The organism is Marinomonas vulgaris, assembly GCF_018145875.1.
Taxonomy (GTDB): Bacteria; Pseudomonadota; Gammaproteobacteria; order Pseudomonadales; family Marinomonadaceae; genus Marinomonas; species Marinomonas vulgaris.
In genome coordinates, this window is sequence record NZ_JAGSSV010000010.1 from 1 (window position 1) to 18,358 (window position 18,358).

Annotated in this window: 5 protein-coding genes; all 5 read left to right on the top strand. The window is 45.2% G+C overall.

Annotated elements, in window-relative coordinates:
• Positions 1-416 precede the first annotated feature (416 nt).
• The 5 genes from J9B83_RS09440 (at position 417) to J9B83_RS09460 (ending at position 18,347) form a co-directional block, all read left to right on the top strand.
• A complete protein-coding gene (locus tag J9B83_RS09440; protein ID WP_211536511.1) occupies positions 417-11,480 on the top strand; it encodes a beta strand repeat-containing protein in 11,064 nt (3,687 codons plus the stop codon).
• Between the two features lie 86 nt (positions 11,481-11,566).
• A complete protein-coding gene (locus J9B83_RS09445; protein WP_211536512.1) occupies positions 11,567-13,645 on the top strand; it encodes a sulfotransferase in 2,079 nt (692 codons plus the stop codon).
• The gene (locus J9B83_RS09450) at positions 13,642-14,916 is read left to right on the top strand and encodes a TolC family protein (RefSeq protein ID WP_211536513.1); all 1,275 of its coding nucleotides are present in this window, start codon (positions 13,642-13,644) and stop codon (positions 14,914-14,916) included. Before J9B83_RS09445 ends, J9B83_RS09450 begins: the two co-directional genes overlap by 4 nt.
• Positions 14,906-17,104 carry a peptidase domain-containing ABC transporter gene (locus tag J9B83_RS09455; RefSeq protein ID WP_211536514.1) on the top strand — a complete coding sequence of 733 codons (2,199 nt, stop codon included), beginning with the start codon at positions 14,906-14,908 and terminating at the stop codon, positions 17,102-17,104. The genes J9B83_RS09450 and J9B83_RS09455 overlap by 11 nt, the downstream gene beginning before the upstream one ends.
• Positions 17,094-18,347: an HlyD family efflux transporter periplasmic adaptor subunit gene (locus tag J9B83_RS09460; protein ID WP_236037235.1), complete on the top strand. Its 1,254-nt coding sequence runs from the start codon at positions 17,094-17,096 to the stop codon at positions 18,345-18,347. Before J9B83_RS09455 ends, J9B83_RS09460 begins: the two co-directional genes overlap by 11 nt.
• Positions 18,348-18,358: the final 11 nt, after the last annotated feature.

Consider the following 18,358-nt stretch of genomic DNA (forward strand, 5'->3'; position numbering starts at 1 on the left):
AATCCACTGGTTTTCACTTACCGTCCCCTGTCTATTTATAATAACAAATGAGGCGACAACTATCCTGACACAGGGGGTAAATGCTCAACAGGAAAGTTGTGCTGTCCTAAAAGACGAGATGAATTATTTGTGAGGTCAATGGCAAGTAACTTTGCACTGCTTGCACTCACCATAGAACAGGCACTTTTTACAAAGATGCTCCAATCTTTCTGACCTAGCCCGCATTCATAAATTAGGTTGATAACACTCGCTAATGTGGAAGAACCCATTAAATTTTCCTTTTTATTGGGGTAAATACGCTAATTAACTCAAATATACCCTAAATGGGGTATGACGTAATCCACGTTGTCTCTTATATTGCAAATATAGTGAAAATATATGCACTTAAAAAATATTTGCCTACACGGAGTCCAGTAATGAAGAGTTCAATATTTATTCTTAAGAAAACCTCAGATCTACCTGCTCAACAACTTAAGCTGGGTGAGCATAGTCACATCTTCGCTGAATCTGGTTCTGTTTATTCACTTGTAGACGCTGAAACAGGTCTTTACCCAGAAGGCGTATTGTTACAGCAAGAAGGTGATGACTTGCTGCTGATGCTGGACGGCGATGTCCTGTTGGTACTGAATGAATATTTTAATGAAGAAAAAGACGTGTCTTTCGACCAAGTAGGCCATTATTTTGCGGCTTCTGATAGCAGCGAAGCGCAACAGCCAGCTGAACACGCGCCATCTAAGCCAATTTGGAGTGCAGAGACAGATACTCTTGTTAGTCTCGACAACCCTGATGCAGCAAGCAAAGCACCAGAAACTGTGTCGGCTGATGGCGCAGTGGATACCTCGCTACCAAACGAGCTGAGTTCAGCCAATGGTGAGGTGGCGGGTATGGATCCTGCACGTCCCGCTCCTGATCAAGCCCATGATAAAGGTCTAGGCGTAGAAGAAGGGGTTGTGGGTAAAGGCGGACTTGAGTCCATTGGCTGGGGATGGTATGCCGGCGCGATTGGCTTGGGGGTAATTGGCGCGGCGGCGGGCGGTGGTGGCTCTTCTTCAAGTAGTGACTCTTCAAGTGGGAGTGGTGTTGGAGCTGCTACCAACTCGATTTCTATCTCTGCCGCAGCGGGTACGTTTTTCTCGACTGTACAAATTGATGTTTACGATACGGATGGCAATTTATTAGTTTCTGAAGATCATAATTATTCGGACGGTGATTACGTTTATACAGGCACCTATTCTGGACCTATTTTGGTTGAAATCAGCGACATAAATAATGATGCTGCTGACTATACCGATGAAACCACAGGACAAGCAAAAAGCTTAGGCACAACATTACGCGCCATGATGAACACCGAAGGCTCGGCGGATGCCGCAGTGAGCGTCACGCCATTGACTGAACTTGCTACACAACTTGCTGGGGTTACTGGTAAGGCGATAACAGCTGAGAATGTTGGCTTTAACGGTCAAGTTGCTAAATTATTTGGATTGGACAGCATTACAGCTAAGCCTGCCCTTACAACAGACAATCCAGATGACCCAGCTACAGCAGACAGCTACGGTAAAATATTGGCGATTTTATCTGGTTCAGATTCCGATAAAGATGTGAGTGCAGCAGAGACTATTTCAACCATTAGCGCATCTTTAAAAGAGGTTATGGAGGTTGGAAAAGATCTTCAATTTAACTCTGAAGTAGCAGTCATTCTTTCTAACGGATTAGCGGAATTTAATGATAAGAATCCTGATAATACCATGACTTTAGATGTGGAATCGGGTCTCTCTAAATTGAATGTTCCTGTTCTAGTGCTTGGGAATGATGAAGCAGAAAAAGCAGTAAAAGTGCTTAATTCAGACGATGCTGGCAGTGAGACAAAACTAAAATTGAACGGTTTGTCTGCTAGCAATGAAGTTGTTTTAACTATTAATGGAGAAGAAATTACTGGTGCAGTTGTTGAGGATGGCTACTTAACCATACCTAGTTCAATATTTACTGGCACGGGTAATGTGGACGTTGTCATCAAAACTGACGGTCAAGAGTTTTCTGTAAAGGTAAAGGTCGATACTGAGGCGCCAGTAGCTCCGACAGTGATGATTACTGAAGATGCGAACGACGACAGCCTGATCAGCGCGGCAGAGCTTGATGGTCAAGTGAACGTGACCATTTCTCTAACCGACACAGGTGCGGTTGTAGGTGATACCTTGACGGTGAACGGCGAGAGCATCACGTTAACAGCAGCTCACATCATAGAAGGCGAAGTGTTGACGGCGGTAGATGCGCCAGCAGAAGGGGCGACGGTAACAGTCGAAGCGAGCATTACCGATGTAGCGGGTAACGAGTCAGAGACAGGAACTGACAGTGCGAAACTGGATACGACAGCGGCGGGTGCGCCAGGTGTGACCATCATAGAAGATGCGAACGACGACGGCCTGATCAGCGAGGCAGAGCTTGATGGTCAAGTGAACGTGACCCTCTCTCTAACCGACACCAATGCGGTTGAAGGCGATATCTTGACGGTGAACGGCACAGAGATCGAACTGACAGCGGCTCACATCACAGCAGGCGAAGTGTTGACGGCGGTAGATGTGCCAGCAGAAGGCGCGACGTTAACAGTCGAAGCGACCATTACCGATGCGGCGGGTAACGTGTCAGAGACAGGTTCTGACAGTGCGAAACTGGATACGACAGCGACGGGTGCGCCAGGCGTGACCATCACAGACGATGGGAACAGCGACGGCCTGATCAGCCAGGCTGAGTTGGGCGCAGACAACGTTCAAGTGAGCGTAGCAGTGAATGCAGCGGATCTTGCTGAAGGCGGCTCAGTGACGTTGACTATTATTAACGGTGACGCAGAAAGCCCCGTGACGTTGACAAAAGCGGATCTGGATGAGAGTGAGACTTACAGCTACGATGCGAGCACAGGTAAGATCACGTGGACAGAAAGCGTGGCGGAAGGTGCGAATATCGACGTCAGTGCGACGCAAATGGATGCAGCGGGTAACGTGTCAGAGACAGGAACTGACAGTGCGAAACTGGATACGACAGCGGCGGGGGCGCCAGGTGTTGACATCACAGAAGATGCGGATAACGACGGCTACATTAACAAAGACGAGCTGTCTGGTGACGTGAACGTGACCCTCTTTCTAACCGACACCAATGCGGTTGAAGGCGATATCTTGACGGTGAACGGCACAGAGATCGAACTGACAGCGGCTCACATCACAGCAGGCGAAGTGTTGACGGCGGTAGATGCACCAGCAGAAGGCGCGACGTTAACAGTCGAAGCGACCATTACCGATGCGGCGGGTAACGTGTCTGATAAAGGCACAGACAGTGCGAAACTGGATACGACAGCGGCGGGTGCGCCAGGCGTGACCATCAAAGACGATGCGAACGACGACGGCCTGATCAGCGCGGCAGAGCTGGATGGTCAAGTGAACGTGACCCTCTCTCTAACCGACACAGGTGCGGTTGAAGGCGATACCTTGACGGTGAACGGCGAGAGCATCACGTTAACAGCAGCTCACATCATAGAAGACGAAGTGTTGACGGCGGTAGATGCACCAGCAGAAGGCGCGACGTTAACAGTCGAAGCGACCATTACCGATGCAGCGGGTAATGTGTCAGAGAGAGGGACTGACAGTGCGATCATAGATACTTCGGTATCTGCTCCTTCATTATCTTTTTCTACTACTCCAAATGACTTGATTAGTACTACAGTTACTGTGTCTTTAGCCGAAGATGTTGCCAGTTGGCAGTACAGTCTTGATGGTGGTGATTCTTGGCAAGATGGCCAAGGTGAGCGCTTCAGTTTAGCGCCAGAAACGACCTATAACGTAGGTGAAATACGAGTTCGTCAAAGAGACATGGCTGGTAATGTAAGTGATTCTGTTTCTAATGAAAGTGTACTAGAAACAGATGTAGCGATCGATCCACCAAGCTTTGAGTTAGCCTCTGATACAGGCCAATCTAATGTGGATTTCATCACATCATCTACTACAGTAAATGTTAGTTCGCTCGAAGGAGCGGAGTACTGGAATTATAGCGTTGACGGTGGGGGCTCTTGGTCTGATGATCAGTCGGTCGAAACAACGAGTTTTGAGTTAGAAGATGGTGTTTATACAATAGGTACTATTCTTGTTACTCAAACGGATGCTGATGGCAATGAAAGTACTTATGCGAACAATCCCACTAAAATTACCATTGATACCAACATTGATTCACCAGCATTTAATATAACTGATACTGGAGCATTTAACTCAGATGGTGTGACAAATGAGTTAAATGTTGATGTTGATTTGGCTATCGATGTTGCAAGTTGGCAATTCAGTTTAAATGGAGGTCAAACTTGGCAATCTGGATCAGGGGGAAGTTTCACTTTATCCGCAAATGAGAGTTATGAAGAAGGTCAAATTCAAGTTAAGCAAACGGATATAGCAGGAAACGAGAGTCTTGTCGTAATGAATACGAACGAGATAACAACAGACATATCCTTATTATCGTCACCTGTGTTTGGGTTAAATGATGATACTGGAGAAAATAAAACTGACGGCATTTCTAAAGACGCGACGGTTTTAGTTGAAATGTCTGAGGATGTTTATATTTGGCAGTATAGCCTTGACAGCGGCTCTACTTGGTCTGGCGAGCAATCACCCGAAGTAGAGAGTTTTGAATTAAATGGAAATACAATTTATCAAGCCGGTCAGATTCAAGTTCGCCAAATAGATTTGGCTGGTAATGTTAGTACGTCATCTAATCCAAATATAATTACGATTGATACTACTATGCTTTCAGAACCGACTATTACATTAAACGACGATACTGGGTTCAATGATTCAGACAGCATTACGCAAGATTCAACGATTAATGTTGAGTTAGCCGAAGACGCTGTGAGTTGGACGTTCAGCACGGACGCGGGCGAGACTTGGTCTGGTTCACAAGATATATCAGTCACTAGTTTTGAGTTGGGCGAGAATAGCTATTATGGGTCAAGCGGTATCCAAGTTAAGCAATTCGATGCGGCGGGTAATGAAAGTGATCCTACGGTATTGTCCTATGTTCAAACTGATACTGAGGTAGAAACGCCTATCTTGGAGCTCACTATTACCGGTGCGAATGGAACACATACTAGTGAGTTAGAAGTGTCTGTTGGCCTTGTTAATGACGTATCTACTTGGCGATACAGTTTGGATGGTGGTTCAAATTGGCAAGAGGGCAACGGCACTAGCTTTACATTGGAAGATAGCTCTACATATGCTGCGGGCGATATTAAAGTGGAACAAACAGACATGGCCGGTAACATCAGTGCCTCTGCTGTCGTTGATCAAGCCGTGATTACCAATACGTCTCTTCCTAGTATTCCTCAATTAAACTTCTCTTACAGCAATGACTATTATAGCTATGTCACGAGTGATACAACCGTTACCGTGACCCTCGATGAAAATGTAGCAAGCTGGCGTTATAGTAAAGATGCGGGGTTTAGCTGGACAGAAGGGGTTGGAGACAGTTTTGAACTAGAGACTGGTCAAGGCGTTTATTATGGTGTGGGTGATCTTCTTGTTGAGCAGACAGACCCTGCTGGTAATGTTAGTAGTCAAGGGCTAAACGAATCTTATATTTCTATTGATACTATTGCACCAAAACCAACTTTCGAGTTGGTAGAAGATACGGGTGCTAACGACGCTGATGGCATCACCAGTAATATTACAGTGAATTTTACCTATATAAATGAATGGTTGCCCGATAGCTGGCAATACAGTCTTGATGGCGGTGAAACTTGGTCTGAACCAAGTGCTAACAATAGTTCAAATAGCTTTGCTTTAGAGAGTAATACATTCTACGAAGTAGGTGAGATTCAGGTCCGTCAGACAGACCTGGCAGGTAACGTAAGCTTGGCTTATTCGAATGAGATTGAAATTACGACTGATACCCTCGCGCCAGTCGCGCCATCCTTTGCCCTTCATAATGATACGGGTGATTCTGACAGTGATTATATTACCAGTGACACGACCATCGACGTGACTTCGATAGAAAGTGGTGCCAGCTGGCAATACTCTTTAGACGGTGGCGAGACATGGATAGAGGGTTCCGGTACCAGCTTTGAAATGGGAGCCTTACAGACCTATAAAATTGGTCAAATCCAAGTTCGTCAAATCGATGTCGCAGGGAATATCAGTGCAGTAGCCAGCAATGATGTGGTGTTTGTGTCTGACTCCTTACCAGCACCTATTGTTACCTTAGCGGAAGATAGTGGTGTATCTGACAGCGACAATGTTACTAATGTTATGACTGTAAATGTTGGCTTGGATGCGAACGCGACAAGTTGGCAATACAGCCTTGACGCTGGTGGAAATTGGCTAGATGGTGTTGGTGATAGCTTTGAGCTGGCTGAAAACACTACTTATGAAACTGGTCAGATTCAGGTCAAACAGTTTGATGTTAACAGCAATGAGAGCTCAATTTTTAGTAATGATACGCAGGTTATTACAGATATTATCGCTCCATCTGAAGACAGTATTGATGTCTTAGAAGATGGCAGTGCTGAAATTGAATTGGGTGAATACTACCGAAACGTTGAGAGTTATCAAGTTGGTGACACAGGGGAAGTTATTCAAACATGGATTTACTATCCTGATTACTCAAATCAAGCAACGCTCAATATTCAACGAGTTACAGAAGAGGGCGAGTTAAGTAATCTTCCTTACGTGATTGAGTTGGGCTCATCGTTTGAAGGGTACTATATTAATGATGTGTTAACTGCTGGCTCAGACGACTCAGTGATCATCTCTTGGCAAGGGTTTGAATATAACGACGAGGAAAACGAGTACGAAGATAGCGCTTTATTCTTTCAACTCTTTGACTCCAATTGGAGTCCGATTGGTGAAGTTCAACAGGCTGAGTCAAGCACTGATTGGCATAACGATTCAGAAATATTCGCGTTAAATGGCTCTAATCAATTTGCTTTGACATGGGTTGAAGAGTCCAATGACGGCGTTAACGCATACTTACAATTGCTCAATGCAAAGACAGGCGAACAAGGTCAACTATTAACCTTTACTGACAGTGTAACCCCTTATGTTCAAAGTATTGGTAATAGTGGTCAATTTTTAGTGGTGTGGAATGAAGTTCAGAATTTTAAAGAAGCTTCCGCTATTACTAAAACACAAACTTACAACGCCGACGGAACTCCTGCTAATGCTGCTTTCGAGCTTAATCCTGATGCAGGCGAGTACAGTGAGGACATCTATCCATTAGGCTCAGAGGGTGCTTTTGTTGCTTTGATGGTGAATGAAACAGAAGGAACCTTAAGCCTACAAACTGTCAGTGCAACTGGTCAGCTTGCTGACCGTGTTGAGCTTGGTCGTTATTCAAATGATGGCGACTTTGAAATTGATATATCTACCGTTAATACTGACAATGATTTTGCAATCACTTGGGCTGGCCTTAACGATACAGATGAAACAACGCTGTATACGCAATTGTTTCATGCTGATGGCACAGCGGACGGTGAGGCTCTTTCATTACCTATGTTGTTTGACGGCGAAGAAGAATACGGTATTGATTTTTCTTTAGTGAGTGGTACATCCGATCAAGGCTATTTTATCAATGCAGAGCAGTATTTTTACGGTGAGCAAGAAGAAGATACATCTGAAATAGCGGTGTATTTTATAAAGGATAACGAAGTCACAGTTATTGCGCAAAGCGAAGAGAATGATAATTGGCATTCTTTTGGTACGGAACTTTTAAACGACGAAGGTGATGTACTTGTTTATAAAGAAGGTCAAGACCTAGAATCATACGATAGTGATTCTTGGTTCCAAATATACAACGCAGATGGAACGGCGAAAACAGCTCAAACTTTCTTTGCTGACGGTATTTATAACCTTGATTTTACTGTGGTCAACGACGAAGGCGACTTCCTCGTATCTTGGGTTTCATATGGCGGCTATCAAGACGAAAATTACCAATGGATCTCTCAAACTACCAATCATATTCAACTTTATGCCGCTGATGGCAGCTTGATTACGCCTACAGAAATTAACCCTGGAGAAGAGTTATCTGTCTACACGGCAGAAGCTGGTGCTGTTTATATTGTTAATGCTGACGAAGAGGTTGTCAGTATGACGGATATTATTGAACTAGAAAGCGATCTTTGGAACAGCGTCGAGACAGAAGGAGATGTAAATGTTTCTGTGAGTTCGTCGGATTTAGGAGAAGGAAGCTACTATCTCTATGTTAGTGACTTGGCCGGCAATCTTACTCAACACGCCAAACTAGTCAATATTGTTCCATTTGATAGTGAATTCTCTGAACCAGATGTAGATTTAAATGCTGATACGGGTTGGAGTGATGAAGACGACATTACCAACGATACTCTGGTTAATGTGAAATTAACGGATGGAGCGATTCGTTGGGAGTACTCACTTGATCATGGTGTGACTTGGACTAAAGGTGAAAATGACTCTTTTGATCTGACTGATAATACTGAGTTTAATCTTAACGACATCCAGATTCGCCAATACGATGAAGAGGATAACGTCAGCGAAGTTGCAAGCAACTCCGATGGCTACCTTATTACCGATAATCAGATTAGCGTTCCCGAGATCGAAATTGTAGGTACAACAGTTCTAGTGACGCTAGACGATGACTGGCACGTATGGGATTACTCGCTTGATGGCGGTGATACTTGGCTTACAAGTAACACAGACAGTTTTCAGTTAGAGCCAGATACGACATACGAAGCAGGTAGCATTATAGTTTGGCAAGAGGATCGTGCGGGTAACGAAGGCGAACTTGAATACAATCAAACTTACACAACACCTGCACCATACCAAGCACCGACGTTTAAATTATTTGAAGACACGGGTATATCGGAGAGCGACGGCATTACCAACGAAGGCTCGTTAGATGTGACTTTAGCGGATGATGCTGTGGCTTTTGAATATTCACTGGATGGCGGTGAAAACTGGCAGTTTGGCTCAGGTGCCTATGTGCTACTTGGCGATACTGAGTTCGCTACCAAAGATTTTGTAGCTTATCAATATGATGCTGATGGTAACGAATCTGAATTAACCCTTGATTATGACGACGAGTCTGTTGACTTTGCGATAGGTTTTGATGTTCTGGAAGGCACGGTTCGTTGGAAATACTCTATTGATGATGGGGAAACATTTACAGAGAAAAATTGGGCTGATGTTGACGGCCACTTTATTGATCTAGATTATGGTGAAGAATATGCCATTGGTGATATTCAAGTTCGTCAAATTAATGCTGAGGGTGAAATAAGCTTAGTCGCTAAAAACGAACTAGTTATTATTGTCGATGATAATGCGCCCTATGACCTAACCGTTTCACCAAGTTATACGAAATTGGAGGGTACCGATACATCACTAGGCAGTTTTGATCTGCAAAGCACGAAGTCTGAAACACTTGGCGATAGTGGTTTATTTAATTTATCTTGGGTTGAGCAAAATTACATTGAAGGTGAATCGACAACAGAAGCGTTTGTCCAAGTGATCGATTCAGACGGTAATGCTGTTTCTGAGAAAATTGCCATTGCACCAACTACAGAAGATGTACGAATTCCCGCAATTGAAATGATCGCGCTAGGTAACACGGGATCATTTGTTGTTACATGGTGGGAGCAGAACGATGATTACACTGAGAAAAACTATTTTTATCAGGTTTATGACGCGGATGGTGCTGTAACAAGTCCTGTTGGAATGGAAGGGGAGTACTACGAAGAGTTTATTTCATCTGTTAATGATAATGGCAACTTTGTGTTGTCTTACTATTCTGACATAGGTGATGAACAGCATACTAAATCAGCATTATTCGATGTAAATGGCGACAAAATCACAGACCTTTTAGATATTGAATATAGCTATTCCTTAGCAGAGACACTTTCAGTTGGTAGCGAAGGTAACTTTGTAGTGCTTCAAAATAATACATTGGCATTGTTTGATGAAGTAGGAGTGGCGATCAATTCGACAACCTTATCGTCTTGGTCTCCTGAGTTATTAACATTAGGAACAAGTGGTGGGTATGGTGCCTTGTATACTGGCGATGTTTATTATGAAAGTTTTGGTGAGTATGTTAATAGCATTGTAATAGACCGCTTTGATGAAAGTGGGACATCATTAGAAGAGGTTGCTCTCGTTACGTTAGGTGACGGTGGGTATGCCGACATTCTTAGTGCAACTGCATCAGATAATGGTGGTTTCGCTGTATCTTGGAGTAATAATTCGCAAACCTACCTTCAAGCGTTTGATGCTGATGGTGCTTCATTCAGCGAAGCAGTTGTAATTGTTCCAGCAAGTGATCTCGGTACGGTAAATGCTTGGGGCGTGTCTATTGAGAGCATTGAATATAATTCATCGTACATAGTTACCGGTGAATATAATGTGCAGAATAATGAAACTAATTATTATAGTGGCACGGTTTACTTCGCTCGTTTAATGGATTCAGATGGCGCCATGACTACCATTTTCGAAAGTGATGCCTATAGCAATTATAAGGTTGCTGCTGTAGGTGACAATGGAGCATTTGTTGTCACGTGGGAGGAATCCGATGAATACGGCCAAGATCTTATGGTACAAGTTCACAATGCGGATGGAACAGTCAGTGATGTGGTCACATTAGAAGCGAGTCAATATTCCTATGATCAAAATGGATTCATTATTGAGCTGGATAATGGTGAATTTGCTGTTAGCTGGACTGGAGATGTTTATTACAGTCAAGATAATAAGACTTCGAACGTATACATCCAAAAATTCAACGCAGATGGCACTATTGTTGATAAAACCATTATTGATGATACTGGAGAAGTGTCGGTTGAGAGTGCCGACGATGGTATTGCTTATTTGGTAAGCAGTGACTTATTCAATGACACAGACTCTGCTAGTTTCTTTGATGACTATGGGCAGTGGGAAGATGTTTATTACGATTCTTTGATGGATAAAACTGATAATTCTTCACAATGGAACAGTGTAGAAGTAACGGGTGGGGAAGAAGCCTTTATTTCGGCAGAAGGTTTAGAAACGGGCAGTTACTATGTTCTGATGGCAGATACAGCGGGTAATGTTTACCTCAGTGATGTCGGTATTACCGTGAATCAAGCGGTAACCTTTGATCTTGTTAATGGCGAGTCAACGGATCTTGATAGTCAGACATTCGACGCAGACGAAACCTACAACATCTATATTAATATTGGTGATGGTTCTACTTTGACTCTAAACAATGGTGAGCAATGGAGTGGTGCAGCGAATTTAGGTGAAGACGATACTATTATTTTGATAACTAATAGTTCTGTTACAGGCTTCTCTGTTGATAATGAAGACATTACTTGGGCCAGTGGAAGCGGTGATGCAATCCTGAGTAACAGTGGAGAATTTACCATTGAAGACAGCCCTGCTGTAGACCTTTGGGATGGCAATGTTACAGCGATGTCTAATGTGATGGTTCAAGTCACTGAACCATCCGACGTATAACATTACATGTAAATAAAGTAAAAAAACAAAGGAGAACCGAGCTTGGCGCCTTGTGCTGGGTAAGGTTCTCTTTTTTTGGTGTATTTATGGACGCAACATTACATTTGCTTCGAGAGATGGCAGAGCAAAGAGAGTATCAAGCGTTGCAGCAGGCTTGTGCGGATTTTTTGTTACTGGACAATCACCCCGAGGTTTTGATTTTGCAGATGTTGGCTCTGGCAAACATGGGCAAAAAAGACAGCGCGGCGTCTTTATTGGCGGCATTTGAACAGACGACAGACCTTGACGGTCTGTCGTCGTTTGCGCGTTTGGATATGGGCTCTGTATATTCGGCGTTGGCCAGGTTCGAAGAGGCAGAAAACCTCTTCGATGGGTTAATCGAACAAGCTTTTTGCCTAGGTGTTGTATTAGCAAAAAAAGCTTATTGCCGCTTGATGCAAGGAGACGAAGCAGGTGCAGAGGCGCTTTTTGTTAAGGCGTTAGAGCATGAAAACTGCCCGCTCGAAGTGGTGATTAATTTATGCGAACTGCACTTAGCAAGATCCTCTCAGCTACCTTCGATAGACAGGGTGCAGGCGTATCTAGCTCATTCAGAACAAGAAGAGCATACACTTTTAGATACTGGCTCCGAGTACCAACTGGGGCTACGCGAACAGCTCGATTCCATTCGTTTAGAGTGCTGGGTAAAGCAGGGGCAAAAAGCCGAGGCGGAATCTTGGTTGCGCGATATGACGGCTGACGAGCCAAGGTACGCACAGAACATAGCCAGCTACGTGGATTATCTGGTTGATAAATGTGACCTCTTTAATAGTTGCGATCATATTGCAGCGGAAGCTATTTTGCGGTTTGGCTTAAAAACCTACCCTAATAATCCATTGCTTCTTCATCGCCTAGATGAAGTTTGCTCAATTTTTGCCGAAAACGTGGCCGCACAACCGGCAATAAAAGCGTCTTTGGGTGCCAGAGTCCGCGCTAGGTTTCATCCTACTTTTTTGTCGTCTCGACTATTGGGAGCGGATCACCATACAGTAGAAACCCCTTCGTACGCTTTAGGGCCGGACAGGTTGACGTTTTCGCCGGTGTTTTTATTGGGTTTGCCTTGCTCTGGCGTCTCTCTTTTAGCAGACGCATTGTCTGAGCAAATGTTGTCGGTGGGAGAGAAAGTGGTGCCTTGTGCGACGTCGATCATTGGTGTCGCAATTGAAGGCATTGATATGGCGCAGCGCACATTGGGCACAAGGCGAGCCTACCCTGACAACCTCGATGTACTTACCCCAGAGCAGATACAAGGATTGGCTGAGAGCATTCAGTTGGCCTATCAAAACAAATCGACCAGTGATCTAGTAATAGACACTAACTTGGATAATATTCACCATCTGGGTTTTATTAAATGGTTGTTTCCCAAAGCAAAATGTATTTTGGTGAACCAGGATGTTCGAGAGTGGCTAGCTTCATCCAGTCTAGATCAATGGCTGGTTCAACAAGGGCTTACCAGTACGGAAGAAAAAGCCGACTGTTTGGGGGAGCAATTTGCAGACTTCAAAGCCTTATCCGCTCACTGGCAGCGTTATTTTTCTGCAGACATGCTTACCGTGTCGATCGAGCAATGGCAACAATCTCCTACTGAAACCTTGGCCGAGATAGCGGATTTTATTGGCATGAAAAGTATTGGAATGGAAGGTATTGAGATGGAGCAAAACAGTGTTCCATCTATGTCCGCTTATGAAGAAACGCTTGACGATACTCTGCTCGAAGAGAAAGGCCTTGAAGAGAAAAAGTCCAAGAGTAGAGCGAGCGCCTTGCCAAAAAGATCCATGCTGCAGTTGGCGTTTAATAAAGCCCTGCTAAAATACAAAACAGCGGCTCCTGTGACCGATATGGTGACCTTGCCCAAAGCGGGTCTCTTAACCGACGCGTTTCGCTTGTATACTGATCAGCAACCTCGTGACGCCGAGTACCAATGTAAGGTGATATTGCACCATTTACCCTCGTTCGCTCCTGCACATTATTTGCTTGGTGAGCTGTACTTGGCCAATGGCCTGATTCAATTGGGTATTGACTCGATTGAGCGTGCTATTAGTTTATCGCCTTGGAAGGCGCCACGTTGGCAGCGCAATTTGCCTCAAGCTTATCAATTTGTAACAGATCAAAAGGAAGCTCAGTGAGACTCTCTTATTTATTGTGTGTGTGCTGTCTAGGTGGGTTGTTTTTACCTGCTACTGTCAGTCAAGCGATTGGACAATCCTCTGAACAGGTAGACTTGCCAACGGCGTTGATGTCGATGATGCAGCGACACCCTGCGTTGATGGGCAAGCAAGCGCAAATTGAATCCAAGGATTCCCTATTAAAAAGCGCCGAAGCGGAGCGTTTGCCCAGTTTAGATGTGTCCTATGGTGAAGACAGAGACGGCAACCAAGAGGGGGCTTTTATTGTCAAGCAGCCCTTGTGGGCGTTTGGCCGTATTGATACGGGCATCGACTACGCAACCATTGATTTGTCGGCGGAATCCATTGATAAACTGCGCTTAACCAGAGAGCTATTGGAAGACACCGCGTTGGCGTATGCGAAGGTGGTTGGGGTGCAAGAGCAGTTGCAGATAGTCGAGCAAAACATTGCTCAACATCAAGCTTTTCTTGAGCAAATTCAGCGGCGTCGAGAGGGGCGTTTAGCCTCAGAAACTGACACCAAATTGGCGGCTTCCCGCTTAACTCAAGCGCAAGTACAAGACATTCAAATGCGTGGTGATTTACGTGACGCCTTGATGGCGCTGCAAACCCTCGCACAGCGGCCGATTGATGTCGTGTTACCAATCACGCCAGACATGTTCCAAAACTTACCGGACGATACCACCATAGAGCAGCAAGTACTCAGACAAAGTGCAGAGGTACAGTATAAGGAGCAGTTGGTCAGCCTTGCCATTCAAGATGTCTATCGTAAACGCTCGAGTTTTATGCCGACGCTCTATTTAAAGTTTTCCCATGAATACAGTGACAGCGCGACCTATCCCGATGACTCTCGCGTTAGCTTGGTAATGGAAGGTGGCCTAGAAGGTCTGGGGATGATCACCCGATATGAAGAACAATCGGCTAATTCTCAGTTAAACGCTGCGGAACGGGATGTAGAAGTGACGCAGTTTGAGTTGACGAATCGGTTAAATACCTTGCTATTGAATCGTAAAATACAGCAGTCGTTAATCGATATTCATCAGTCATCTATTGATCAATTGAATTCGACTTTGGCGTCTTATCAGCGACAATACAAAAGTGGTCGCAAAGAATGGCTGGATGTTTTGAACATTCAGCGAGAAATAACCGAACAGAAAATATCCCAAGCCCAAGCTGAAAACCGCTTATTGGTCAACTTGTTAAGCTTAGCGGCGTTAATGGGTGGGCTAGATGAACTCACGAACAGAAAAGGATACCCGGGTGAGCAGTAAACACACCAATGAAGGTGACATCGCACTAAGCAGTGCTGTCGTACATCGATTATTCAATGAATTAAGGTTAGGAATTTCTAAGGGCGACATAGACAACGCCTTGGAAGCGGACGAGCTGCAAACACTGCCAGCGTTAGACCAATTAAGAGCCCTATTAAACCGACTTAATATAAAAGGCATTAAGGGTGGGGCTGTCGCTTGGCATCGATTCGACCGCAGACAATTGCCTGCCTTGGTATGTTTTGATGAACAATGGTGGTTGGCCAGTAACGATGGTGACGATGTGTTATTGCAAAGCGATGAAGGGCAATCGGATCGTGTGGTGTCCAGCAGCGAGTTATCTGGGGTGTCGGTACTTTGGTTAAAGCGCGTTAGCAGCGGGCGGGATAAAGATGCCGAGACGCCTACGGCTAGAAAACTGATTATGAGCGCCTTGTTTCAAGACAAAGCCTGGTTAGGTAATGTCATGGTGGCCACGGTTATTGTGAATATACTGGCCGTGGCGACTTCGCTGTTTGCCTTACAAGTTTACGATCGTGTAGTGCCGACGCTGGCTTATTCCACTTTGACGACCTTGGTCGTGGGTATGGCGGGTATTGTTCTATTGGATTGGTTGCTCAAACGCACTCGCGCCAAGGTGTTAGACAGTTTGGCGGCGGATGTGGACATGCGATTATCCAAGCAGGTCTTTCAGCATTTGTTGCATTTACGTTTAGACAATCAGCCGAACAGCTTGGGCACCTTGAATGCGCAGGTAAACGGACTTGAATCAGTACGACAGTTTTTTACCTCCGGCATCGTGTTTGGCCTGATTGATTTGCCGTTTGCCATTATGTTTATCGCCTTTATTGGGGTGATTGGTGGTGTGGTTGGCTGGGTGTATGCCTTATTGTTTCCTATTGCCATTATCCTTGGGTTAATTACTCAGTTTCGTCTGAAGAGCCTGATTAAAAAGCAAATTATGCGGTCGAATGAGCGCCAAGGTTTATTGATTGATGTGATTCGTGGCTCTGAATCTATTCGAGCTAACAACGCTGGATGGCGTTTTTCGAAAGAGTGGGAACAGATCACCCAATCGCTGGCGTCTTATCAGGTACGACAAAAAACCATTAGCCAGTTAAGCACTGCCACTACTGGCAGCTTATCGACCATTGCTTATGTGTCGGCTGTGGTGGTTGGGGTGTTTCAGGTGGAAGCGGGCAACCTCACCATGGGGGGCATGATCGCTTGCAGTATCTTGGGTGGTCGGGTGATTAACCCTATTTCTCAAGGCGTACAGTATTTGGTGCAGTGGCAATCTGTGTCGCAATCATTAAATATGGTGGATCAGTTATTGGCGCTGGAGTTAGAGCGCCAGCCCGATCAGCATTTGTTGGTGGGTGAGAAAACCATCGAGTCTATTGCGGTCGACAATGTGCGCTTTGCCTATACGGATTCGCCAGTCAAACACCTTGATATTGAGTCGCTTACTTTTCATGCCGGTGACCGCGTCCTTTTGGTGGGGCCGATTGGTTGCGGTAAATCCACTTTGCTTAAAGTGCTGGCTGGCTTGTATCGGCCTGGTGAGGGTCGAGTCAAACTGGGTTCCTTGGATTTATGGGAAATTGATCCGCAATTTGTGACGTCTCACATCAGTTATTTACCGCAAAATGTGCATTTGTTTAAAGGCACACTTAAAAGCAACCTGACTTTATCCGGTACGGTAAGTGATACCGAGATGATGGACGTAGTGAAAGAACTTGGTGTGGACAAAATCGCTCAAGGCAACCCAAAGGGCATGGAATTAGAGGTATCTGAAGGAGGCGAAGGCTTGTCGGGTGGGCAGCGTCAGCTCGTTGCTTTGTCGCGAACCATTACCGCGAAACCGACTATTTGGTTATTAGATGAACCAACGGCGTCATTAGATGGCGACAGTGAAAAGCGGGTTTGGGAAGTGCTAAAACAACACATTAAACCGACCGATATTTTGGTGGTATCGACTCATCGTCCTATGTTGGCGGCGCATATTGCGAATCGGGTATTAGTCATGCAGCAAGGAAAAGTAGTACGCGATGGCGCTCCAGCGGCAATTTTGCCGGGTTTGATGAGTAATAAAGCCACCAAGCCAGCAACATCGACTGCACCCGCTGCCACAAAGGAAGCATCTTCCCCTTCGAGCCGTACTAAGCGAGGTTTCAATGCCATCTAATCCGACAACAGCCGCAGCGGTTTCGTCTATGCAAACAGCGGCTCAGCAAAAAGAGGATCTAAAAGACGCTCATCAAGCCCATGAAGCTTTTGGTTACCACAAAAAAAAGCGCGCGCTGGTGGTATGGCCCTTGTTATTCGCGTTGATTGGTTTTGTGGTATGGGCTGATCGCTTTTATATCGACGAAGTGGCTCAGGCACAAGGTGAGGTGATTGCCAGTAGCCGAGTACAGTTAATCCAATCGGTAGACGGCGGTGTGATTGCTGAGCTTAATGTGCGCGAAGGCGATCGAGTGGAAGCCGGTGAGCTGTTGGGGCAGCTGGATCAAACTCGACTAAAAGCCTCGGTTGGTGAGACGGAGTCTCGAGTGTTTGCGTTAAAAGCCAAAGCCATACGCTTGAGAGCAGAAATTTTAGGTGAGGCGAGCTTGTCGTTTCCCGACGACTTGCTGCAGCGTTATCCTGATACAGCTCAAGTCGAAAAAGCCTTGTTTGATCAACGCCGTACCGGCATCAAAGAAGAACTGAGAACCTTGAATGTGTCAGTGTCTTTGGCCAAAGAAGAACTGGATATCGTGAAAAATCTTCACGAAACCGGTGATGTTAGCAGTACCGAAATGCTCAAAGCACGGGAAGCACTGAACGCCGCCGAAGCTAAGTTAATTAACCGAAAAAACCAGTTTTTAGAAGAAGCCAACGCAGAGCGCGCTAAGGTGGAAGATGAACTAGGCCAAAGTGAACAAATCCTTGCTAGAAAACAGCAAGAACTGCAAGACAGTGTGTTCATTGCCAAGGTGCCAGGCATTATAAAAAATGTCAGTGTGACCACGGTGGGCGGGGTGCTTCGCGCTGGTGAAGAAATCATGCAGATTATTCCCATTGATGATGAGCTGATTGTCGAGGCGAAAATACGACCTGAAGATATCTCCCGAGTGAAGCAAGGGCTGACCGCCAATATCCGCTTAGACCCTTTTGATTACACCATTTACGGTGGTGTGGAGGCAAAGGTGGTGTATGTCAGTGCTGATACTCTAAAAGAAGAATCCTCCCAAGGAGAGGAAGTCTATTACCGCGTGCACGTGGTGCCTTTGCAACTGCCTATCAAGACGACCATTGGACGTTCGGTTGAGATGTTGCCTGGTATGACAGCTCAAGTATCCATTAAAACCGATGAACGCACGGTGATGGATTACTTGCTTAAGCCGTTACGTAAAACCCTAAGCGAAGCCTTTGGTGAAAAATAAATTCACCAAAG